The sequence below is a fragment of the Bradyrhizobium sp. 22 genome, from assembly GCF_000482425.1.
In the GTDB taxonomy this organism is placed as follows: domain Bacteria; phylum Pseudomonadota; class Alphaproteobacteria; order Rhizobiales; family Xanthobacteraceae; genus Bradyrhizobium; species Bradyrhizobium japonicum_B.
The window spans coordinates 813,783-833,657 of record NZ_KI519400.1 but is presented as its reverse complement, the minus strand read 5'-3'; the positions used below and the strand labels follow the sequence as shown (position 1 = coordinate 833,657).

Here is a 19,875-nt window from a genome sequence, read left to right as displayed (position 1 = left end):
CTCAACGAGTGCCTACGTTGTGCGTTGCGTCGTGTCGGCACCCGGGTGTCCAATGATCGTCATGTGCTCACGCTGATTCGAAACGGCCTGAGGAACGGTCCGGTAACTGCTTTCGTTTCAGCTTGTAGCGGAACTCACGCGGAGAGGGATCATGTACAACGATTCTCTATTCAACGCTTTCGCTCGGTCGTTCGAGGCGAGAAGCCAGCACGACATGTCGATGGCAGAATATCTGGAATCGTGTCGAAGCGATCCCATGAAATACGCGAACGCGGCCGAACGACTACTAGCGGCGATCGGTGAGCCTCAGACGATTGACACGGCCAAGGACCCACGCCTTGGCCGTATTTTTTTGAACCGCACGATCCGGACCTATCCGGCCTTCGCCGGCTTCTACGGCATGGAAGAAACCATCGAGCGCATCGTTGGTTTCTTCCGTCATGCGGCGCAGGGCCTCGAGGAGCGCAAGCAGATCCTCTATTTGCTCGGGCCGGTCGGCGGCGGCAAGTCTTCGCTGGCCGAGCGGCTGAAGTCGCTGATGGAAGTGCATCCGATCTACGTGCTCAAGGCCGGCGATGAACTCTCCCCGGTGTTCGAGAGCCCGCTCAGCCTGTTCGATCCCGATCAGCTCGGCCCGATGCTGGAAGAGAAATACGGCATTCCGCGCCGGCGTCTCACCGGTTTGATGAGCCCGTGGTGCTACAAGCGGCTGGAAGCCTTCGGCGGCGACATCTCCCAGTTCCGGGTCGCCAAGATCCAGCCGTCGCGGCTGCGCCAGATCGCGATCGCCAAGACCGAGCCCGGCGACGAGAACAACCAGGACATCTCCTCGCTGGTCGGCAAGGTCGACATCCGCAAGCTCGAGACCTACGCCCAGAACGATCCCGACGCCTACAGCTATTCCGGCGGCCTCAACCGCGCCAACCAGGGCGTGCTCGAGTTCGTCGAGATGTTCAAGGCGCCGATCAAGATGCTGCATCCGCTGCTCACCGCGACGCAGGAAGGCAATTACATCGGCACCGAGAATATCGGCGCGATCCCGTTCACCGGCGTGATCCTGGCGCACTCCAACGAGGCCGAGTGGGCGAGCTTCAAGGCGAACAAGAACAACGAGGCCTTCATCGACCGCATCTGCGTGATCAAGGTGCCGTACTGCCTGCGCGTCACCGAAGAGCAGAAGATCTACGAGAAGCTGATCCAGGGCTCCGAGCTCGCCGCGGCGCCGTGCGCGCCCTCGACGCTGGAGACGCTGGCGCGGTTCTCGGTGATGTCGCGCCTGCGCAAGCACGAGAATTCCACCCTGTTCGGCAAGATGCGGGTCTACGACGGCGAGAGCCTGAAGGAATCCGATCCGAAGGCGCGCAGCGTCCAGGAATATCGCGATGCCGCCGGTGTCGACGAGGGCATGGACGGCGTTTCCACCCGCTTCGCCTTCAAGATCCTGGCTGCGACCTTCAACCACGATCCGCAGGAGGTTGCAGCCGACGCGGTGCATCTGATGTACGCGCTGGAGCAGGCGATCCGTAGGGAGCAGCTGCCGGAGGAAGTCGAGAAGCGCTATCTTGAATTCATCAAGGCGGATCTGGCGCCGCGTTATGCCGAGTTCATCGGCAACGAGATCCAGAAGGCCTATCTGGAATCCTACTCGGATTACGGCCAGAACCTGTTCGATCGCTACGTCGACTATGCCGACGCCTGGATCGAAGACCAGGACTTCAAGGATCCCGACACCGGCCAGCTGCTCGATCGCGAGCTTTTGAACCAGGAGCTGACGAAAATCGAGAAGCCGGCGGGCATCGCCAACCCCAAGGACTTCCGCAACGAGGTCGTCAAATTCTCGTTACGGTCGCGGGCCCAGAACGGCGGCAAGAATCCGGCCTGGACCTCCTACGAGAAGATTCGCGATGTGATCGAAAAGCGGATATTCTCCCAGGTCGAGGACCTGCTTCCGGTCATCTCCTTCGGGTCGAAGAAGGACGGCGAGACGGAGAAGAAGCATGGCGAGTTCGTCGCGCGCATGGTGGAGCGTGGCTACACTGAGCGTCAGGTTCGCCGGCTCGTCGAATGGTACATGCGCGTGAAGCAGGCCGGTTGAGGCGGATGGGAGGCGAATGGTCAAGTGCCCATTCATATTATTGACAGGCGCCTGAATCCAGGCGGCAAGAGTCTTGAGAACCGCCAGCGGTTCTTGCGTCGGGCCAAGTCCCTGGTGCAGGGCGCCGTCAAGAAGACCTCGCAGGAGCGCGACATCAAGGACGTCCTGGAGGGGGGCGAGGTCACGATCCCCCTCGACGGCATGCACGAGCCGCGCTTCCGCCGCGAGGGCGGCACGCGCGACATGGTGCTGCCCGGCAACAAGAAGTTCATCGAGGGCGACTATCTACAGCGCTCCGGCCAGGGCCGCGCCAAGGATTCCGGCCCGGGCGAAGGCGACAGCGAGGATGCGTTCCGCTTCGTGCTGTCCCGCGACGAATTCGTCGATCTTTTCCTGGACGATCTCGAGTTGCCCGATCTTGCCAAGCGCAAGATCGCCCAGACCGAGAGCGAGGGCATCCAGCGTGCCGGCTACACTACGTCGGGCTCGCCCGCCAACATTTCGGTGAGCCGGACGGTGAAGCTCGCGCTGGCCCGCCGCATTGCGCTCAAGCGCCCCCGCAAGGAGGAGATCGAGGAGCTGGAAGCTGCGATCGCGGCCTGCACCGACGAGGACGAGCGTGAAGTGCTGCTCGCCCAGCTCGAAAAGCTCAAGGCGAAATCCAAGCGCATCCCCTTCATCGACCCGCTCGACATCCGCTACCGCCGCTTCGAGACGGTGCCGCGGCCGGTGGCGCAGGCGGTGATGTTCTGCCTGATGGACGTCTCGGGCTCGATGTCCGAGCACATGAAGGATCTCGCCAAGCGCTTCTACATGCTGCTCTACGTGTTCCTGAAGCGCCGCTACAAGCACGTCGAGATCGTCTTCATCCGCCACACCGACCGTGCCGAGGAGGTCGACGAGCAAACCTTCTTCTACGGCCCGGCCTCGGGCGGCACGCTGGTGTCGAGCGCCCTGCAGGCGATGCACGAGATCGTGCGCGAGCGCTTCAACCCGTCGGACTGGAATATCTACGCCGCGCAAGCCTCCGACGGCGACAATTCCTATTCCGACGGCGAGCTCACCGGCATGCTGCTGACCGACAAGATCCTGCCGGTCTGCCAGTTCTTTGCCTATCTCGAGGTCGGGGAGTCCGGCGGCAGCGCCTTCGATCTCTCCGACTCCTCGCTCTGGAGCCTCTATGAGCGCCTGCGCAACAGCGGCGCGCCGCTCTCGATGCGCAAGGTCTCGGAGCGCAGCGAGATCTTTCCGGTGTTTCACGATCTGTTTCAGCGCCGCGAAACGTCCCAGGAGAAGGCCACTCCATGACGGAACGATTGTTTGAAGGCGCCGATTGGGACTTCCACACCTTGCAGCGCATCACCGATGCCTGCGAGGAGGTGGCACTGAAGGATCTCGGGCTCGACGTCTATCCGAACCAGATCGAGGTCATCACCGCCGAGCAGATGCTAGACGCCTATTCGTCGGTCGGCATGCCCTTGTTCTACAAGCACTGGTCGTTCGGCAAGCATTTCGCCTTTCACGAGGCGTCCTATCGCAAGGGCCTGATGGGGCTCGCCTACGAGATCGTGATCAACTCCTCGCCCTGCATCTCCTATCTGATGGAGGAGAACACGGCGACGATGCAGACCCTGGTGATCGCGCACGCCGCCTTCGGCCACAACCACTTCTTCAAGAACAACTACCTGTTCAAGCAGTGGACCGATGCCGACGGCATCCTGGATTATCTCGACTTCGCCAAGAACTACGTCATGCAATGCGAGGAGCGTTACGGCCGCATCGAGGTCGAACGCACCCTGGACGCTGCGCACGCGCTGATGTCGCACGGCATCGACCGCTATCCCGGCAAGAAGAAGCTCGATCTGCGCGCCGAGGAGAAGCGGGCCGGGCGCCGCCGTCAGCACGAGGAAGAGGTCTTCAACGACCTCTGGCGCACCGTGCCGGCCGGCAAGAGCAAGACCCGCTCTGCGCTCAGCATCGAGCGCCGCCGCAAGCTGCTCGGTCTGCCGCAGGAGAATTTGCTCTATTTCCTGGAGAAGAGCGCGCCGCGGCTGGCGCCGTGGCAGCGCGAGCTGCTGCGCATCGTCCGCCACATCGCGCAATATTTCTATCCGCAGAGCCAGACCAAGGTGATGAACGAGGGGACGGCGACCTACGTCCACTATCGCATCATGACCCAGTTGCACCAGCAGGGCCGCATCACCGACGGCAATTTTCTCGAATTCCTGGGCTCGCACACCAATGTGGTGTTCCAGCCCGAGTTCGACGATCCGCGCTTCTCCGGCTTCAACCCTTACGCGCTCGGCTTTGCCGTGATGCAGGACATCGAGCGTATCGTCACCAGGCCGGAGGACGAGGACCGCGAATGGTTCCCCGACATCGCCGGCAAGAACGACGTGATGGGCGTGCTGCGCGACGTCTGGGCCAATTACCGCGACGAAAGCTTCATCGCCCAGTTCCTGAGCCCCAAATTGATGCGGCACTTCCGCATGTTCCACCTGCACGACGATCCCGAGGAGCGTGCCGGCATCAGGGTCGACGCCATCCACGACGAACGCGGCTTCCGCCGCGTCCGCCGCGAGCTGGCACGGCAGCATGATGTCGGCTATATCGACGCCAATATCGAGGTGGTCGACGTCGATCTCTCCGGCGACCGCCGCCTGATCCTGCATCACCACGTCATCAAGGGCGCGCAGCTCAACGAGACCGATGCCAAGCGCGTGCTGCAGCACCTCGCCGATCTCTGGACCTACGACGTCGCACTGATCGAGGTCGATGCCAACGACAAGGTCCTGCGCGAATATGTCGTGAGCCCGCGCCCGATCCCCGCCGCGGTGGCGTGAGGTGGGCCGGCTGTGTGGGCAATAAGGCGAGATGCGCGTTGATGTGCCCTCGCCCCTTGTGAGAGAGGGCAGCGAGGACGGCAGACACAAGCTCACTTGGGTGAGGGGTATCTCTCCACACCTTCTCCTGCCGATGGAGACCCCTCATCCGGCGCTCCGCGCCACCTTCTCCCACAAGGGGCCTGTTGCATTATCGGCCTTTGAGGCTGAGGCCGTCAGGAGAGAGGGACACGGACACGGCAATTGCCCGGCAAGTCTGTAGTTGTCGCCCTCGGTGGGCGGCTCAGGCCGCGATCGTGGCCCACCGCCTCATGTTGAAGGCGATCGAGGCGAGTAGGACCTGCCCGCTTGCCTTCATCAGACCAACGTAGCGGATGCAGGTCAGTCGCATGCGGCGTTTGAGGGTGGCGAAAGTGGTCTCGACCTGGGCTCGTCGTCGCGCGATGAGAAGATTGTAGCGTTTGAGCCGGGCCGGCAGTTCCGGATGGTGCCTGTTGGGACGGAACGCGATGCGGGGCTTTTTGCCTTCCGCCTTCAGTCGAGCCCTCCTGGCATGCGTGTCATAGGCCGCATCAGCCCACACCACGGCCTCGTCGCCGCGGATCAACTCATCGGCTGGCGTCGTGTCATTGATGTTGGCAGGCGTGGTCAACACCGCGCGGATCAGGCCGGATCCTTCGTCAACGCCCATATGGGCCTTGTAACCGAAGGTCGAGCCGCTCTTGCCCTGCCGCTTGGTGAAGCGAGCGTCGGGATCGTTTGAAGGACGATCCTCCTTCGGAGGAGCCGACACCGCCTGGATCAGGGTTGCATCCAGCATCGTGCCGCGCTTGAGGATGACGCCGGCATTCTCAAGCTGGCGATCCAGTTCGCCAAACAGCTTCTCCAGCAGGCCTTGCTCAACGAGCCGGTTCCGGAAACGGTTCAGGACCGTATGATCGGGTGTGGCATCCTCCAGGCTCAAACCAACGAATCGCTTGAACGACAACCGGTCGCCCAGCGCCTCCTCCAGTTCGCGTTCCGAAAGACCATAGAGCGACTGCAACAGCACCGCACGAAACAACACAAGCACCGGATAGCCTGGACGACCGGGGCTCCCTTCATCCCGTAAATGACCGATCAGCTTCTCGAACCGATACCACTTCACCAAGCCAGCCAACCGATCCAGCGCCGCATTGGCGCCGGCGCCCTTCGGCATCAGCGCTTCTACAAAGCTCGGCTGCCCCGTCCGCTTCACCGCCATCGATCCCTCCAGCCTTTGCCTTAGGGAATCACAACTGGCGAATTACGCAACAGCCCCACAAGGGGAGAAGGAAGGCCCTGCGCTACGGCGCATCAGGCCGGCCGCTTCTTCGCCTCCTTCTTCTTCGACGCATTCAGCTCCACGGCCGCGCGGATCAACGCCTTCAACGCCCTCTCGTTGACCTTTTCGCCTTCGCGAATATCGATCGCCCGCCGCACATTGCCGTCGAGGCTGGAATTGAACAGGCCTGAGGGGTCGTCGAGTGCCGCGCCCTTGGCAAAGGTCAGCTTCACCACTTGCTTGTAAGTCTCGCCGGTGCAGATGATGCCGTCGTGCTCCCACACGGGGACGCCGCGCCATTTCCACGCTTCCGAGACGTCAGGGTCGGCTTCCTTGATCAGGGCGCGGATCCGCTTCAGCATGTCCCCGCGCCAGTCGCCCAGCTCCTTGATCCTGCCGTCGATCAACTTGGCGGGCGAAAGCCCGGTCGCTTCCGTCGCGCCGACTCTCTTTGCAGTCACGGACTTCTTCATTATCTCGCCTCACGCGTTGCTGCGGCCGAGATAGGGCAGCGCGAATAGATACAGTCCTGTCGCAAGCAACGGAATCAGCGGCACGAGTGCCAGGAATCCGATCCACACGGCCTGGAGCTGCATGATCATCGCGGCGATGTTGGCGACGACGGCCAGCGTGAAAGCCATCGACAGCCAACGATGAATTTGCCGAATCCACATCTGCGTGCTCATCGGATCCTCCCTTGCGAATGTTTGGAAATAGACACGGCGGAGGGGCTAGTCCCCTCGCGCCAACACCTCGTCCAGCTTGGCCAAGAACTGCTTCCAGCCGGCATGCGCACCGCCGAACGCCTGCTTCTGCGTCGGGCTGAATCCTGCCTGCTCGACGCGCAGATGCGTGCCCGCGCTGGTCGGCGTCAGCGTGAAGGTCACCACGCTCCTGAGGTCGAAGGCGGCGTCCTCATGCGAGAAATTCCAGGTATAAGCGAGGGTCTTCTGCGGCTCGATGGTGAGCACCTCGCAGTCCAGCACGCCGCCCCATTCGCCGCGCAGGTTGAAGCGATGTCCGACATCAGGCTTGAAGTCGTTCTTCATCAGCCATTCCTCGATCAGGTGCGGCTGCGTCAGCGCGCGCCAGAGCCGCTCGGCCGGAAAGGCAAATTCGCGCTCGATCACCACGGAGCGCGTCTCGGCGGGTTCGTTCATTGGTCCATCCTCTTCAGGAGATCGTCGAGGGCGTCGAGCCGCCGCTGCCAGAAGGACGACATCTGGCTGGTCCAGTCGATCAGCGGATTGAGCGCGCCGGGTTGCGCGCTGTAGTGGGTCTGGCGTCCCTCATGGCGGTCGCGCACGAGGCCAGCCTGCTTCAGCGCGCCGAGATGTTTTGACACCGCCGGCTGCGAAACCCCGGATCGCACCGTCAGCGCCCCGACCGTCTGCTCGCCCTCGCGGCACAGCCGCTCGAAGATCGCCCGCCTCGTGGGGTCGGCGAGGGTTCTGAACAGGAGGTCGGGGGTGGGGGACATGGCGATCCATAACTGGGAGGTTATGAATTGATCTATAACTGGTGAGTTATGGGTAAGTCAAGTACGAGGGGAGGCTGCGGCGATGGCTGGCGCAGCCCTCTCCGCGTCATTGCGAGGAGCTCGCGACAAAATTGCGTAGCAATTTTGCGCTGATGCGACGAAGCAATCCACACCGTCTCAACGGTGGGGCTCCGGATTGCTTCCGCCTTCGCCAAAGCTTTCAGCGGACAAGTCGCTGCGCTCGCAATGACGGGGAACTTCAGTGCCGCGCGCACTCCTAAGGCCGCAGATACAAATACCCCTGCGACTGCAGCTCGGCGATGCGGACCACGCCGCCCCTCTCCAGGTTGACGAAGCCGGGCAACAGATCCGCCAGCGTGACGTTCTGCGCCTTCATCGTGTTGCCGCAGGCGGCGAGCTCGACCCCGTCCTTGGAGAAATCACTGACGCGCCTGCTGATATCGGGATTGGCCTGCGCCGAATGAAACGCCTTCAGCGCCGGCCCGTGGATCACCAGTGCGATCGTGACATGGTCGGGGCCGCCGACGCCGTCGATATGGTTCTGGATATTGCCGAGCACGAAATTGACCTTCTCGGCGTCGCTGAGGTGGTAGACCACCTTGAGCTTGTTGCCCGGGCCGGCTCCGGTGGCTGCTTGCGCACGTGAGGCGCCGAACGCGGCGCCTAGTGCCGAGACGGCGCTCCACAAGATGTTGCGGCGATTCATGGTGAACTCCCTGAAGCGACGACGATGCCAGACAAAGTATCACTTGTGGCGCAGCGCGGCGAGTTCCTTGCGGTCGGTCACCAGCGAGGCGCATTCGCTTGTATCGGTGCGATCGAGCCGGAAGATCCTGTCGTCGGCGCCGCCGACCAGCGCATGTTCGGCCTCATCGTCCGGCTTGTTGTTTTGCCAGACGCGCACCCGCTCGAGCCGCACGATCGCCGCCTTGTCGTCCTTGGAGAGCGCAACGCCGATGCCGCCGCCGTCGCAATCGACACCGCAGCCGAGGCGCACCTCGCTGCCATTCCTGGTGAACACGGCGTGATTACACGAGCCGCTGGAGTCGAAATCGCCGCTGCGGTGACGGTATCTGAAGCCGAGGCGGAAGGAGTTGTGGAGCTCCTTGTCCTCCTTGTCGAACTCCGCAGAGACCAGCAGCTTCATCGCGGCGACCTTCTGCTTCGGATGCCGCGCCAGATGCTCGGCATCGTAGCGGCGGACGAAGCAGGCATAGGCCTTGTCGCCAGGAGGCTGCGCATACATGCGCGCATTGAAGGCCTCGGATTCAGCCTTGCTGGCCTCGCGGATATCGTCGCCTTCCTCGGCCTGGGCGGCGCCGAGGAATGCGGCAAGGGCAAGCGGAAGGACAAGAGCAAGCTTCATGGTAGCACCGGACGCTCGGCGGCAATGGCCCGCCGCGGCAGGGCGGCACAGGCCGGTCTGCCATTAGTCGCGGCGCCGGCGCAGCGCGTTCAAGCGTTCGGCACGGTCACCGCAGGCTGGCGTTGATCTTGTCCAGCACCGCCGTGCCCGGGCACAGCGTGTCGGCTTCCAGCGAGTTGAGGGGCGTCTCGACCGTGTTGAGATGCTCGTGCAGGTCTTCCGCCTCGGGGTCGACGTACAGAAGCCCGGTGACGATCTGCCCCTTTGCGGCGTGCCGGGCGAGGAAGGTCTGGGCGCCCAGCCGGTCGTGCGGATCGTAGTCCGCGTCGATCTTGCGCAGGGCGATCTTGCTGCCATCGTGTTGCTCGACCACCTGCACCGTGCCGGGCGCGTAATCGACCGCGATCGGGTCGCGGCCGACCAGCACGTCGAGCCGGTTCACCGCGTCGTTGTGCTCGCGGACATAGTCGAAGCTCTTGGTCGAGCCGGCGTGGTTGTTGAAGGCGATGCAGGGGCTGATGACGTCAATGAAGGACGCACCCTTGTGGCGGATCGCGGCCGCGATCAGCGGCACCAGCTGGGTCTTGTCGCCGGAGAACGACCGCGCGACGAAGGTGGCCCCTAGCTGCAGCGCGATCGCGACGAGATCGATGGCGTTGTCGGTGTTGGTGACGCCTTTCTTGCTCTTCGAGCCGCGGTCGGCGGTCGCCGAGAACTGGCCCTTGGTCAGGCCGTAGACGCCGTTGTTCTCGACGATATAGGTCATGTTGACGCCGCGCCGGATCGAATGCGCGAACTGGCCGAAGCCGATCGAGGCGGAATCGCCGTCGCCGGAAACGCCGAGATAGATCAAATCGCGGTTGGCGAGGTTGGCACCTGTGAGCACCGAGGGCATGCGGCCGTGCACGGAATTGAAGCCGTGCGAATTGCCGAGGAAATAGTCCGGCGTTTTCGAGGAGCAGCCGATGCCGGAGATCTTCGCCACCCGGTGCGGCTCGATCGAGAGCTCGTAGCACGCCTCGATGATCGAGGCCGTGATCGAATCATGGCCGCAGCCGGCGCACAGCGTCGAGATCTTGCCCTCGTAATCGCGGCGCGTGTAGCCGAGCTCGTTCGGCTTCAGCCCGGGATGATGGAATTTCGGTTTGGCGATGTAGGTCATGAAAGCACCTGAAGCTTCCGCGGCGTCATGGCCGGGCTTGACCCGGCCATCCACGTCTTTGCGGCGACGACGAAGCGCGTGGATGCCCGGGTCAAGCCCGGGCATGACGAAAGAGAGAGCAAGCTATGGGTCATGACACGGCCTTGCGGAGCGGGGTCACCTTGAGGTGATCCTGATGGTCGCCGATGGCTTTGGCGATGAAGCGGGCGGTGATCGGGGTGCCGTCGTAGTGCACGATCGGCACGAGGCGAACGGGATCGATGCCGTTCTCGTTGACGATGAGCTGGCGCAGCTGGCTGTCGCGGTTCTGCTCGACCACGTAGACGAAGTCGTGCTCGGCGAGGAAGCTCGCCACGCTGGAATGGAACGGGAAGGCGCGAATGCGCAGCCGGTCGAGCTGATGGCCGCGCGCCTCCAACAGGCCGATCGCTTCGTCCATCGCCGGCGAGGTCGAGCCGAAATAGATCACGCCGTATTTGGTCGGCCGTTCCGCATTGGCCTGCAGCGGCCGCGGCACCAGGTCCTGCGCGGTCTCGAATTTGCGCATCAGGCGCTGCATGTTGTCGGCGTAGACCGAGCCCTCCTCGGAATAGCGCGCATAGCGGTCGCGCGAGGTGCCGCGGGTGAAATAGGAGCCCTTGGTCGGGTGCGTGCCGGGATAGGTGCGATAGGGAATGCCGTCGCCGTCGACGTCGAGATAGCGGCCGAAGTCGCGGCCCTCATCCAGCATCTCCGCGGTCATCACCTTGCCGCGGTCATACTGCTTGGCATCGTCCCATTTCAGCGGGCGGGAGAGCCGGTGGTTCATGCCGATGTCGAGGTCGAGCATCAGGAAGATCGTGGTCTGCAGCCGCTCGGCGAGATCGAACGCGGCGGCCGCGAACTCGAAGGCCTCGGCCGGGTCTTCCGGGAACAGCAGCACATGCTTGGTGTCGCCGTGCGAGGCATAGGCGCAAGCGATGATGTCGCATTGCTGGGTGCGGGTCGGCATGCCCGTCGAGGGGCCGGCGCGCTGGATGTTCATGATCACGGCCGGGATCTCGGCAAAATACGACAGGCCGATGAACTCGGTCATCAGCGAGATGCCGGGACCTGAAGTCGCGGTGAAGGCGCGGGCCCCGTTCCATGACGCGCCGATGACGATGCCGATCGAAGCCAGCTCGTCCTCGCCCTGCACGATCGCGTACTTCGCCTTGCCCGTCTCCGGATCGTGCCGGTACTTCTTGCAGTGAGCGGTGAACGCCTCCGCCACCGACGAGGACGGCGTGATCGGATACCACGCGCACACCGTGGCGCCGCCATAGACCGCGCCGAGCGCGGCGGCGCTGTTGCCTTCGATGAAGATGCGGTCGCCGACCTTGTCGGATTTCTTGACGCGAAGCCCGATCGGGCATTTCAGGTTCGAGAGCGCCCAATCGCGGCCGAGATGCAGCGCGTGGACGTTGGAGGAGAGCAGCTTCTCCTTGCCCTTGTACTGCTCGCCGATCAGCTGCTCGATCAGCTTCGGGTCCATGTCGAGCAGGGCCGAGAGCGCGCCCAGATAGATGATGTTCTTGAACAGCTGGCGCTGGCGCGGATCAGTGTAGGTCGAGTTGGTGATGGCGGTTAAGGGGACGCCGATCACCGTGATGTCGTCGCGGAACTTGGTCGACGGCATCGGCTTGGTCGAATCGTAGAACAGATAGCCGCCGGGCTCGATGCCGGCGACGTCCTTATCCCAGGTCTGCGGGTTCATCGCCACCATCATGTCGACGCCGCCGCGGGCGCCGAGATGGCCGTCTTCGGTCACCCGCACCTCGTACCAGGTCGGCAGGCCCTGGATGTTGGAAGGGAAGATGTTGCGGGGCGACACCGGAACGCCGTGGCGCAGGATCGCGCGTGCGAACATCTCGTTGGCGCTGGCCGAGCCCGAGCCGTTGACGTTGGCGAAACGGACGACGAAGTCGTTTACGCTGCTGATCGGCTTTTTGTCGGACATGTCGAACCTGCGTGGGTCATCTCGATGAAATATTTCTGCATGTCCCAGGCGCCGGTGGGACAACGCTCGGCGCACAGCCCGCAATGCAGGCAGACGTCCTCGTCCTTGACCATCACCCGCCCGGTCTTGAGGTCACTGGAGACGTAGAGGTCCTGGTCGGGATGGAGTGATGGCGCCTTCAGGCGCTGGCGCAGGTCGCTTTCCTCGCCGTTACCCGTAAAGGTGATGCAATCCATCGGGCAGATGTCGACGCAGGCGTCGCACTCGATGCAGAGCGAGGTCGAGAACACCGTCTGCACGTCGCAGTTCAGGCAGCGATGCGCTTCGCCGAGCGCGAGCTTGACGTCGTAGCCGAGCTCGACCTCGGCGCGGATGTCCTTCAGCGCGATCACCTTGTCGCGATGCGGCACCTTGTAGCGCTTGTCGACGGAGATGTCGTTGTCATAGCTCCATTCGTGGATGCCCATCTTCTGCGACGAGACCTGCACGTCGGGCAGCGGGCGCTCGGTGATGTCCTCGCCGGAGAGCATCTTGTGGATGGACAGCGCGGCGTCGTGGCCGTGCGCGACCGCCCAGATGATGTTCTTCGGCCCGAACGCGGCGTCGCCGCCGAAAAACACTCTTGGATTGGTCGAGACGAAGGTCTTCGGGTCGACCTTGGGCATGTGCCATTTGTCGAACTCGATGCCGCAGTCCTGCTCGATCCAGGGGAAGGCGTTCTCCTGCCCGACCGCGACCAGGACGTCGTCGCAGGCGATTGTCTGATCGGGCTCGCCTGACGGAACGAGATTGCGCCGGCCCTTGGCGTCGTACTCGGCCTTCACCTTCTGGAAGGTGACGCCCGTGAGCTTGCCGGCCTCGTGCACGAAGGCGACCGGAACCATGTAATTGAGGATCGGAATGTCCTCGTGGATCGCGTCCTCCTTCTCCCAGGGCGAGGCCTTCATCTCCTCGAACCCGGAGCGGACGATCACCTTGACGTCCTCGCCGCCGAGCCGGCGGGCAGTGCGGCAGCAATCCATTGCGGTGTTGCCGCCGCCGAGCACGATGACGCGCTTGCCGATCTTGTCGGTATGGCCGAACGACACGTTGGCCAGCCATTCGATGCCGATATGGATGTTGCCGGCGGCTTCCTTCCGGCCGGGGATGTCGAGCTCGCGGCCGCGCGGGGCGCCGGAGCCGACGAAGATCGCATCGTACTTCTCCGCGAGCAGCGCCTTCATGCTGTCGATGCGGTGACCGCCTTTGAACTCGACGCCGAGGCCCAGGATGTAGCCGGTCTCCTCGTCGATGACGGAATTGGGCAGGCGGAATTTCGGGATCTGCGTGCGCATCATGCCGCCGGCTTCCGGATCGGCATCGAACACCGTGCAATGATAGCCAAGCGGTACGAGATCGCGCGCCACCGTCAGCGACGCGGGGCCGCCGCCGACCAGCGCAACACGCTTGCCGTTCTTCGGCGCGGGCCGCGGCAGGCGCTGCCTGATGTCGTCCTTGAAGTCCGCGGCGACGCGCTTGAGGCGGCAGATCGCGACCGGATTTTCCTCCACGCGTCCGCGACGGCACGCCGGCTCGCATGGACGATCGCAGGTGCGTCCCAGGATTCCGGGAAACACGTTCGATTTCCAATTGATCATGTAGGCGTCGCTGTAGCGGCCCTGGGCGATCAGTCGGATGTATTCGGGAACCGGGGTGTGCGCAGGACAGGCCCATTGGCAATCGACCACTTTGTGAAAGTAGTCGGGGGCCGCAATATCGGTTGGTTTCATTCCTACCCTGTCCGCGCAGGCTCAAAGACCCGGCGGCCTCTTTTGTTGAGCCTGGCGGACGCTTAACGCGTCTCGATCTGGTTTCTGAATGACGTCATTGGGTTAGCTTATTAGAACCGTTCCGAAGTACAACGGCAAAATTGCGCGCGCCCACGCTTTCATGGGAGCTACGCGCGCACAGCATTAACGCCATACGCAACATGCGTGCGATGCAACATGTTGCGCTGCGTGCGCGCGTCAGCCGCGTGCGATGTCGCTCTTCGCGAGATCCCACATCAGGCAGTAGGTGCCGACCGAGACGGGAAGCGGGAAGGGCGCCGCCGCAGGCCCAGTGAAGCGCTCGGCGATCACGGCGGAGACCGCGCCGATTTGCGTGCCGTCGATCAGCACGAACCAGTCGCGCGCGCCTTCGTTGGCTGTCGCCGGAATTCCTGCTTTTGCACCCGACAGTTCGGGCTCGCTTTCGAGCAGGTGCATCGAGATGATGCCGTCGCGTTTGTCCGGCGTCAGCTTTTCTTGCAGCGCATCACGCCATGCCGCGGCATTGTCCGGCGTCGGCCGCAGCCGCACCAGGCCGAGCGCGGCCCCGCGTCCGGTGCCGTTGCTGACGGTGATGCGCGCGACGACGCGCAGCATGTCCTTGAAGCGCGCCATGGTCTGCCGTGACCAGTCGGTCGGGTTCGCCAGCTGCGCCTTGTAGGCGGGGCTGTCGAGCACGCCGACCGCTTCGGTCGAGTACAGCAAGAGATATTTGGGATTGGCGGCATGCGCGACATAGCGCCGCGCTTCGAGAAATCCGGCGATCGCGACCCGCTCTTCCAGATGCTCGCGATCGTACCAGCGGTTGAAATCGGCTTCATCGGCTGCGTCGATGTTCATCGACGTCAGCAGCATGCCCTTCCCGGCGAGCGGCATTCTTCTTGTCCTCTCATCGCCTGATCTTCGATGCGAGGTCCGCGATCGACTTCATGACCGCGTCCCTCACGCCGGCATCATAGAGCGAATGTCCGGCTTCTTCCACGATGCGAAGCTCGGAACCGGGCCATACTTTCGCAAGGGCCTGTGAGGTCTGCGGCGGACAGAGCAGATCGTAGCGGCCCTGCACGATCATGCCGGGAATGCCGGTGAGCCGATGCGCGTTCCGCAACAGCTGGTGTTCGCTCATGAAGGAATTGTTGACGAAATAATGCGCCTCCATGAACGGCGTTGCCGGCAGCGTGCGCCAGACGTTCAGCGAGGCGAGGTCGAGCCGCGTCTTGGCTGCCTTGTGCTCGGACAGTGCGCGCTCGGTGTCATGCCAGGCCCGCGCCGCAGGGCCGTGCACGGCCGGATCGGCATCGAGGATGCGGCGCCAATAGGCGTCGACCGGTTGCTCGCGCTCCTCGGGCGGCAGCACGCTCAGGAAGTCCTCGTAGAGCGCGGGATAGAATTGGGACAGGCGCAAGGTGAAGGCCGTCTCGACCTCAGCCCGCGTGCCGAGGAACGTCGCGCGCAGGGCAATGCCGGAGACGCGCTCCGGATGCGCCTCGGCGTAAGCCAGCGCCAGCGTGGCGCCCCAGGAGCCGCCGACCACCATCCATCGATCAAAGCCGAACCTTTCGCGGATCGCCTCGATGTCCGCAACCAGATCGGCGGTGGTGTTGTGCGCCCGCGAGCCCTTCGGCCTGCTGCGGCCGCAGCCGCGCTGGTCGAACAGCACGGCGCAGAAACGATCGGGATCGAACAGCCGGCGATGGTCCGGCTGGCAGCCGCTGCCGGGTCCGCCGTGCAGGTAGATCGCAGGGATTCCGTCGGCGCGGCCGACGCTCTCGACGTAGAGCTCATGGCCGTCGCCGACGTCGAGCATTTCGGAAGTCAGCGGCGCAAAGGGATCGGCGCGTCCCGCCGCCGTGCCTGCGTCGGCGTCAGGTCCCATTCTCGGATTCCAGGGTGCCGCCGGCGAAATTGCGATAGACGAAGCGGCTGGTGTCGCCCTCGGCCTCGGCTTCCGCCTGCTTGAAGATGGTCTCGTGCAGCGGCGACAGCGCGCAAGCGGGATCGGTGTTGGCGGCGTCCCCGGTCAGCGCAAAGGCCTGGCAGCGGCAGCCGCCGAAATCGATCTCGCGGAACTCGCAGGACTTGCACGGCTCCTTCATCCAGCCGGTGCCGCGATAGCGGTTGAAGGCCTCGGAATTCTGCCAGATCCAGGCGATCGAATGATTGGAGCGCACCGACTCGAATTCGAGCCCGGTGATGCTCTCGGCGGCGTGGCAGGGTAGTACCTTGCCGGCGGGCGAGATGTTGAAGAACTGCCGGCCCCAGCCGCCCATGCATTTCTTCGGCCGCAGCGCATAGTAATCGGGAACGACATAGTCGATCGTCAGCCGGCCCTTCAGCCGCTCGCGCGCCGCCTCGACGATTTCAGTGCACTCGTCCAGCTGCGCCACGGTCGGCATCAAGGCGGCGCGGTTCTTCAGCGCCCAGCCGTAATACTGGACGTTGGCGACCTCGAGCCGGTCGGCGTCGAGATCGAGCGACATCTGGATGATGTCAGGCAGCTGGTGCAAATTCTGCCGATGCATCACCGCGTTCACGGTGAGCGGCAAATCGAGTTCGCGCGTCCATTTCGCGACCTCGAGCTTCTTGCGGTGCCCGCCCTTGTAGCCGGCGACGCGGTCGGCGAGGGTTTCCTCGATGCCCTGGAAGGAGATCTGCACATGGCAGAGCCCGGCATCGGCAAGCTCACTCAAACGCTCGCGCGTCAGCAGCACGGCCGAGGTGATCAGATTGGTGTAGAGCCCGACCTCGCTGGCGTGCTTCACGAGTTCGACGAGATCCTTCCGCGCGGTCGGCTCGCCGCCGGAGAAATGCACCTGGAGCACGCCGATCTCGGCGAGCTCGCTCAAGACCTTCTTCCATTCCTCGGTGGTCAGCTCCTTGCCGGAGCGGTCCAGCTCGACCGGATTGGAGCAATAGGGGCATTGCAGCGGGCAGCGATGCGTGATCTCGAGCAGCACCGCGAGCGGAATGCCGAAGGTTTCCGCGGCCGAGCGCTGCTTCTCCAGCACCGCCAGGCTGTCGTTGGGTGGGATAGTCACGTCGCTCATGACGTCTTCTCCCTGATCTCGGTGAGAAAGCCCTTGTCGGCGAGATCCTGCAGCATGACGATGACGTCAGCGAGGATCGCCTCGCGCGGAGCTGCGTATTTCGCTGCCAGCTGGTCGGAGACGTCGCCGACGCTGCGCTTGCCGTCGCAGAGCTCCAGCACCTCGACCGCGATCTCGTCCGGGGCCAGCACGCGTTCCGGCGCCAGGATCACCCAGACCTTGCGGGTCTCGTCATATTTCAGCTTGGCATGCCGCGGCAGCACGGGGCGGCTTGCCTCGCTGACGCTGATGTGACGCGGCCCGGCCATCAATCTTCCTCTCAGCCCGCTTTGGGCACGAACGCGCCCGGCGGAATGTGGCCCTCGACATAGGCATGCTGGAGCGCGTCGAGCTGCACCCACAGCACGTTGGTCTTGAAGATCAGCGCGTTGCACACCTGTGCGCGCTGCTCCGGCGTCGTGGCATGCGTCTTGACGTAATGAAGCGCGAAATTGGCATCGCGCGGCGCCTGCGTCAGGCGGCGCTTGAAGTAGCTCATGGTGTCGGGATTGACGAAATCGTAGTGCTGCAGCATGCCCGCGATGCGTTCTTCGTGGATGCTCGGCGCGAACAGCTCCGTGAGCGAGGAGGCGATCGCCTCCAGCGGGCTCTTCTCGCGGCAGTAATGCACGTAAGCCTCCACAGCGAAGCGCGTCGCCGGCAAGATGCCTTCGGTGGATTCGACGTAAGCCGTGTCGAGGCCGAGGCCTTCCGTCAGCTTGATCCAGCGCTCGATGCCGCCTTCGCTTCCGACGTCGCCGTCATGGTCCTCGATGCGGTGACGCCATTCCACGCGGGTGGCGCGGTCGCGGAAGCGCGAGATCACCACCGCGTCCTTGATCGGGATCGTGCTCTGGTAATAGTAGCGGTTGAGCGCCCAGGCCTGCACCTGGCCCTTGTTCAGCTTGCCGCCGTGCAGCAGCTTGTGGAACGGATGCAGGCTGTGATAGCGGGTCGCGCCGATGTGGCGCAGCGTCGCCTCGAGCTCCTCGGCCGAGTTGAGCCTGATATCCCTGCCGATCGAGAGCGCAGTCATTCCAGTCATTGATGCCGTAGTCACAGCACGATCTCCGTTCCATCCGCCGGTATCTGCCAGCCGGCCGCCTCAGCTTCCTTGCGCTCGGGTGAGGCAGGCAGCAGCGCCGGGTTCGAGTTATTGATATGCAGAAATATCTTCCTGTCGATATCGAGATCGGCCAGGCGCGCGATGGCGCCGTCGTCGCCGGACATCGCGACATGTCCCATGCTCTTGCCGGTCTTGTGGCCGAGGCCGGCCCTGATCATCTCGTCGTCCCGCCAGACGGTGCCGTCGAAGAACACCAGCGAGGCGCCGTCGATCTCGGCCTTGAGCGCGTCGGTCACGTCGGCGCAGGCCGCGATGAAGTAGAAATACTTGCCGGTCGACTTGTCGGTGATCTTCAGGCCCAGCGTATCGCCGTCGCCGCTGCTCCCGCCGGGATGCGCCTTGCCTTCCAGGTACCAGGCCGACTTGCCCGGCACTGCGAAGGGCAGCACCTCCAGGCCGGAGCGCGCACCATCCGGAAGGCGAGGCTCGAATGGCTCATTGATGCCGATCGGCTGGCGCCGCACGTGCTTCTCGTTCAGCACGTTGAAGATGCTGTTGCTGGCGAGGATCGCCAGCACTTTGTCATGCGCATAGATCGTGAACGGCGAGCTTTCGCGCATCGAGAGCAGGCCCGCCACCGCATCCACTTCGCTGTTGGTCAGGATCACGCCCGCAATCGGACTGTGGCGCAGCGCGCCGGCCCTGGGGTGCAGTTGCGGCGTGGCATTCAATTGCTGGCGCAGGTCGGGGGAGGCGTTGATCAGGAACCAGTTCTCGCCGTCACCGCTGAAGGCGACCGAGGCCTGCGTCCGGTGCAGCTCAGGCCCGCCTTTGCGAGCCGCCCGGCAGCCTTCGCAGCCGCAATTCCACTGGGGAACTCCGCCGCCGGCTGCGGCGCCCAGGACGACGACGCGAAGCATGATCCGTCTCCTGGAAGGGAACACGCGCGGTGGATCTCAGGCCGACGCAAGCGCCGACACGGATTCTTTCCTTCGGAGATGCCTCGTGACCGAAAGATCCACCGCCGCAGAACGCGAGTTCGCCAACTGGCTTACTTGCGGGTGGCGCTCACATACATGTTGATTTCCATGCCACAGGGCACTTCGACGATCTTCGGGGCTTTCCATGCCATTTTGGCTCTCCATTTCTGCGAATTCGGACGTATCCGCCCATTGGCTAAGTTAATGCGGGCGGAGAAGTTCGCTAGTGAAATTTTCCCGGACCTAGGTAGTAGGCCTGCCGAATTGCTGCACTGCAAAGCGAGCGCATTGCCGCAGTAGAGATCCGCAATGGACATTCGCAAAAACCGCCGATAGGTCGTGATCCCTGTCGGGATAAACGAGTTGTGAGTTAGAACGGCTTCCAATCATCTGCAGGCGACCCCATTGGATCAGGCATGCCCAGATATTTCTTCAATACCCGTATCGGCGACGAACTGATCGTGGATCCTGACGGTGAGGACCTGCGCAACCCCGACCGCGCCTGGGAGGTCGCCCGCCAGATGATCCTGGAGGTGGTGAAGTCGGAAGGCACCCAGCGGGCCCTGCTCGAGGCGGTGATCGAGGTGACCGACACCGACGGCGAGGTCGTGCTGGAGTTCCCCTTCACCGAGGCGCTGCTGGATATGCCGGATCCCTCGGCGACGAGGCATTAACCCCCGCTCTCTC

21 protein-coding genes are annotated in these 19,875 nt (G+C 63.6%); 4 read left to right on the top strand and 17 right to left on the bottom strand.

Annotation, left to right across the window (positions count from 1 at the left end):
• The first annotated feature begins 151 nt into the window (after positions 1 to 151).
• The 3 genes from K410_RS0129435 to K410_RS0129425 are packed head-to-tail and all read left to right on the top strand — an operon-like array spanning position 152 to position 4,938.
• A complete protein-coding gene (locus K410_RS0129435) occupies positions 152 to 2,095 on the top strand; it encodes a PrkA family serine protein kinase (RefSeq protein WP_028138205.1) in 1,944 nt (647 codons plus the stop codon).
• A 30-nt stretch (positions 2,096 to 2,125) separates the two neighbouring features.
• Entirely contained in the window at positions 2,126 to 3,403 is a 1,278-nt protein-coding gene (locus tag K410_RS0129430; RefSeq protein WP_028138204.1) for a YeaH/YhbH family protein, read from the top strand.
• On the top strand, positions 3,400 to 4,938 hold the full coding sequence (locus K410_RS0129425; RefSeq protein ID WP_028138203.1) for a SpoVR family protein: 1,539 nt from the start codon (positions 3,400 to 3,402) through the stop codon (positions 4,936 to 4,938). The genes K410_RS0129430 and K410_RS0129425 overlap by 4 nt, the downstream gene beginning before the upstream one ends.
• 283 nt (positions 4,939 to 5,221) lie before the next feature.
• Here K410_RS0129425 and K410_RS0129420 read toward each other — a convergent pair whose 3' ends face one another.
• The 17 genes from K410_RS0129420 to pqqA form a co-directional block, all read right to left on the bottom strand.
• A complete protein-coding gene (locus tag K410_RS0129420) occupies positions 5,222 to 6,181 on the bottom strand; it encodes an IS5 family transposase (RefSeq protein WP_028138202.1) in 960 nt (319 codons plus the stop codon).
• A gap of 92 nt (positions 6,182 to 6,273) precedes the next feature.
• Positions 6,274 to 6,714, bottom strand: a complete 441-nt coding sequence (locus tag K410_RS0129415) for a DUF1801 domain-containing protein (protein ID WP_028138201.1) — start codon at positions 6,712 to 6,714, stop codon at positions 6,274 to 6,276.
• A gap of 9 nt (positions 6,715 to 6,723) precedes the next feature.
• A complete protein-coding gene (locus K410_RS0129410; RefSeq protein WP_028138200.1) occupies positions 6,724 to 6,927 on the bottom strand; it encodes a hypothetical protein in 204 nt (67 codons plus the stop codon).
• 45 nt (positions 6,928 to 6,972) lie between these two features.
• Positions 6,973 to 7,401 (bottom strand): SRPBCC family protein, encoded by a 429-nt coding sequence (locus K410_RS0129405; protein WP_028138199.1) that lies wholly within the window; start codon positions 7,399 to 7,401, stop codon positions 6,973 to 6,975.
• Positions 7,398 to 7,721, bottom strand: a complete 324-nt coding sequence (locus K410_RS0129400; protein WP_028138198.1) for an ArsR/SmtB family transcription factor — start codon at positions 7,719 to 7,721, stop codon at positions 7,398 to 7,400. The genes K410_RS0129405 and K410_RS0129400 overlap by 4 nt, the downstream gene beginning before the upstream one ends.
• Before the next feature lie 277 nt (positions 7,722 to 7,998).
• The gene (locus K410_RS0129395; protein WP_028138197.1) at positions 7,999 to 8,448 is read right to left on the bottom strand and encodes a DsrE family protein; all 450 of its coding nucleotides are present in this window, start codon (positions 8,446 to 8,448) and stop codon (positions 7,999 to 8,001) included.
• A 39-nt stretch (positions 8,449 to 8,487) separates the two neighbouring features.
• Positions 8,488 to 9,108 carry a hypothetical protein gene (locus K410_RS0129390; RefSeq protein ID WP_028138196.1) on the bottom strand — a complete coding sequence of 207 codons (621 nt, stop codon included), beginning with the start codon at positions 9,106 to 9,108 and terminating at the stop codon, positions 8,488 to 8,490.
• A gap of 106 nt (positions 9,109 to 9,214) precedes the next feature.
• The gene (locus tag K410_RS0129385) at positions 9,215 to 10,270 is read right to left on the bottom strand and encodes a 2-oxoacid:ferredoxin oxidoreductase subunit beta (protein ID WP_028138195.1); all 1,056 of its coding nucleotides are present in this window, start codon (positions 10,268 to 10,270) and stop codon (positions 9,215 to 9,217) included.
• 130 nt (positions 10,271 to 10,400) lie between these two features.
• Positions 10,401 to 12,248, bottom strand: a complete 1,848-nt coding sequence (locus tag K410_RS0129380; protein ID WP_028138194.1) for a 2-oxoacid:acceptor oxidoreductase subunit alpha — start codon at positions 12,246 to 12,248, stop codon at positions 10,401 to 10,403.
• The gene (locus K410_RS0129375; protein ID WP_028138193.1) at positions 12,218 to 14,017 is read right to left on the bottom strand and encodes an FAD-dependent oxidoreductase; all 1,800 of its coding nucleotides are present in this window, start codon (positions 14,015 to 14,017) and stop codon (positions 12,218 to 12,220) included. Before K410_RS0129375 ends, K410_RS0129380 begins: the two co-directional genes overlap by 31 nt.
• Before the next feature lie 237 nt (positions 14,018 to 14,254).
• Positions 14,255 to 14,932 carry a DUF4286 family protein gene (locus tag K410_RS0129370; RefSeq protein WP_028138192.1) on the bottom strand — a complete coding sequence of 226 codons (678 nt, stop codon included), beginning with the start codon at positions 14,930 to 14,932 and terminating at the stop codon, positions 14,255 to 14,257.
• Positions 14,933 to 14,945: 13 nt separating this feature from the next.
• Entirely contained in the window at positions 14,946 to 15,932 is a 987-nt protein-coding gene (gene pip, locus K410_RS0129365) for a prolyl aminopeptidase (RefSeq protein ID WP_028138191.1), read from the bottom strand.
• Entirely contained in the window at positions 15,922 to 17,103 is a 1,182-nt protein-coding gene (gene pqqE / locus K410_RS0129360; RefSeq protein WP_028138190.1) for a pyrroloquinoline quinone biosynthesis protein PqqE, read from the bottom strand. The genes pip and pqqE overlap by 11 nt, the downstream gene beginning before the upstream one ends.
• Positions 17,100 to 17,411 carry a pyrroloquinoline quinone biosynthesis peptide chaperone PqqD gene (gene pqqD / locus K410_RS0129355; RefSeq protein WP_028138189.1) on the bottom strand — a complete coding sequence of 104 codons (312 nt, stop codon included), beginning with the start codon at positions 17,409 to 17,411 and terminating at the stop codon, positions 17,100 to 17,102. Before pqqD ends, pqqE begins: the two co-directional genes overlap by 4 nt.
• Before the next feature lie 11 nt (positions 17,412 to 17,422).
• Complete coding sequence (gene pqqC, locus K410_RS0129350; protein ID WP_049820377.1) at positions 17,423 to 18,178, bottom strand: pyrroloquinoline-quinone synthase PqqC; 756 nt, start codon at positions 18,176 to 18,178, stop codon at positions 17,423 to 17,425.
• 20 nt (positions 18,179 to 18,198) lie between these two features.
• Positions 18,199 to 19,128: a pyrroloquinoline quinone biosynthesis protein PqqB gene (gene pqqB / locus K410_RS0129345; protein WP_028138187.1), complete on the bottom strand. Its 930-nt coding sequence runs from the start codon at positions 19,126 to 19,128 to the stop codon at positions 18,199 to 18,201.
• Between the two features lie 131 nt (positions 19,129 to 19,259).
• Complete coding sequence (gene pqqA / locus K410_RS37420; RefSeq protein ID WP_007595659.1) at positions 19,260 to 19,340, bottom strand: pyrroloquinoline quinone precursor peptide PqqA; 81 nt, start codon at positions 19,338 to 19,340, stop codon at positions 19,260 to 19,262.
• Positions 19,341 to 19,604: 264 nt separating this feature from the next.
• Between pqqA and K410_RS0129335 the strand changes: the two genes are divergently transcribed.
• On the top strand, positions 19,605 to 19,862 hold the full coding sequence (locus K410_RS0129335) for a DUF6894 family protein (RefSeq protein ID WP_028138186.1): 258 nt from the start codon (positions 19,605 to 19,607) through the stop codon (positions 19,860 to 19,862).
• Positions 19,863 to 19,875: the final 13 nt, after the last annotated feature.

Excerpts from the sequence above, each read along its gene's own strand:
- K410_RS0129400 (WP_028138198.1), bottom strand. The coding sequence starts at position 7,721 with ATGTCCCCCACCCCCGACCTCCTGTTCAGAACCCTCGCCGACCCCACG.
- K410_RS0129415 (WP_028138201.1), bottom strand. The coding sequence starts at position 6,714 with ATGAAGAAGTCCGTGACTGCAAAGAGAGTCGGCGCGACGGAAGCGACC.
- K410_RS0129395 (WP_028138197.1), bottom strand. The coding sequence starts at position 8,448 with ATGAATCGCCGCAACATCTTGTGGAGCGCCGTCTCGGCACTAGGCGCC.
- K410_RS0129335 (WP_028138186.1), top strand. The coding sequence starts at position 19,605 with ATGCCCAGATATTTCTTCAATACCCGTATCGGCGACGAACTGATCGTG.
- K410_RS0129405 (WP_028138199.1), bottom strand. The coding sequence starts at position 7,401 with ATGAACGAACCCGCCGAGACGCGCTCCGTGGTGATCGAGCGCGAATTT.
- pqqE (WP_028138190.1), bottom strand. The coding sequence starts at position 17,103 with ATGAGCGACGTGACTATCCCACCCAACGACAGCCTGGCGGTGCTGGAG.
- pqqA (WP_007595659.1), bottom strand. The coding sequence starts at position 19,340 with ATGGCATGGAAAGCCCCGAAGATCGTCGAAGTGCCCTGTGGCATGGAA.
- K410_RS0129385 (WP_028138195.1), bottom strand. The coding sequence starts at position 10,270 with ATGACCTACATCGCCAAACCGAAATTCCATCATCCCGGGCTGAAGCCG.
- pqqD (WP_028138189.1), bottom strand. The coding sequence starts at position 17,411 with ATGGCCGGGCCGCGTCACATCAGCGTCAGCGAGGCAAGCCGCCCCGTG.
- K410_RS0129370 (WP_028138192.1), bottom strand. The coding sequence starts at position 14,932 with ATGCCGCTCGCCGGGAAGGGCATGCTGCTGACGTCGATGAACATCGAC.
- K410_RS0129380 (WP_028138194.1), bottom strand. The coding sequence starts at position 12,248 with ATGTCCGACAAAAAGCCGATCAGCAGCGTAAACGACTTCGTCGTCCGT.
- pqqB (WP_028138187.1), bottom strand. The coding sequence starts at position 19,128 with ATGCTTCGCGTCGTCGTCCTGGGCGCCGCAGCCGGCGGCGGAGTTCCC.
- K410_RS0129410 (WP_028138200.1), bottom strand. The coding sequence starts at position 6,927 with ATGAGCACGCAGATGTGGATTCGGCAAATTCATCGTTGGCTGTCGATG.
- K410_RS0129425 (WP_028138203.1), top strand. The coding sequence starts at position 3,400 with ATGACGGAACGATTGTTTGAAGGCGCCGATTGGGACTTCCACACCTTG.
- K410_RS0129420 (WP_028138202.1), bottom strand. The coding sequence starts at position 6,181 with ATGGCGGTGAAGCGGACGGGGCAGCCGAGCTTTGTAGAAGCGCTGATG.
- K410_RS0129390 (WP_028138196.1), bottom strand. The coding sequence starts at position 9,108 with ATGAAGCTTGCTCTTGTCCTTCCGCTTGCCCTTGCCGCATTCCTCGGC.
- K410_RS0129375 (WP_028138193.1), bottom strand. The coding sequence starts at position 14,017 with ATGAAACCAACCGATATTGCGGCCCCCGACTACTTTCACAAAGTGGTC.
- pqqC (WP_049820377.1), bottom strand. The coding sequence starts at position 18,178 with ATGACTGCGCTCTCGATCGGCAGGGATATCAGGCTCAACTCGGCCGAG.
- pip (WP_028138191.1), bottom strand. The coding sequence starts at position 15,932 with ATGGGACCTGACGCCGACGCAGGCACGGCGGCGGGACGCGCCGATCCC.
- K410_RS0129435 (WP_028138205.1), top strand. The coding sequence starts at position 152 with ATGTACAACGATTCTCTATTCAACGCTTTCGCTCGGTCGTTCGAGGCG.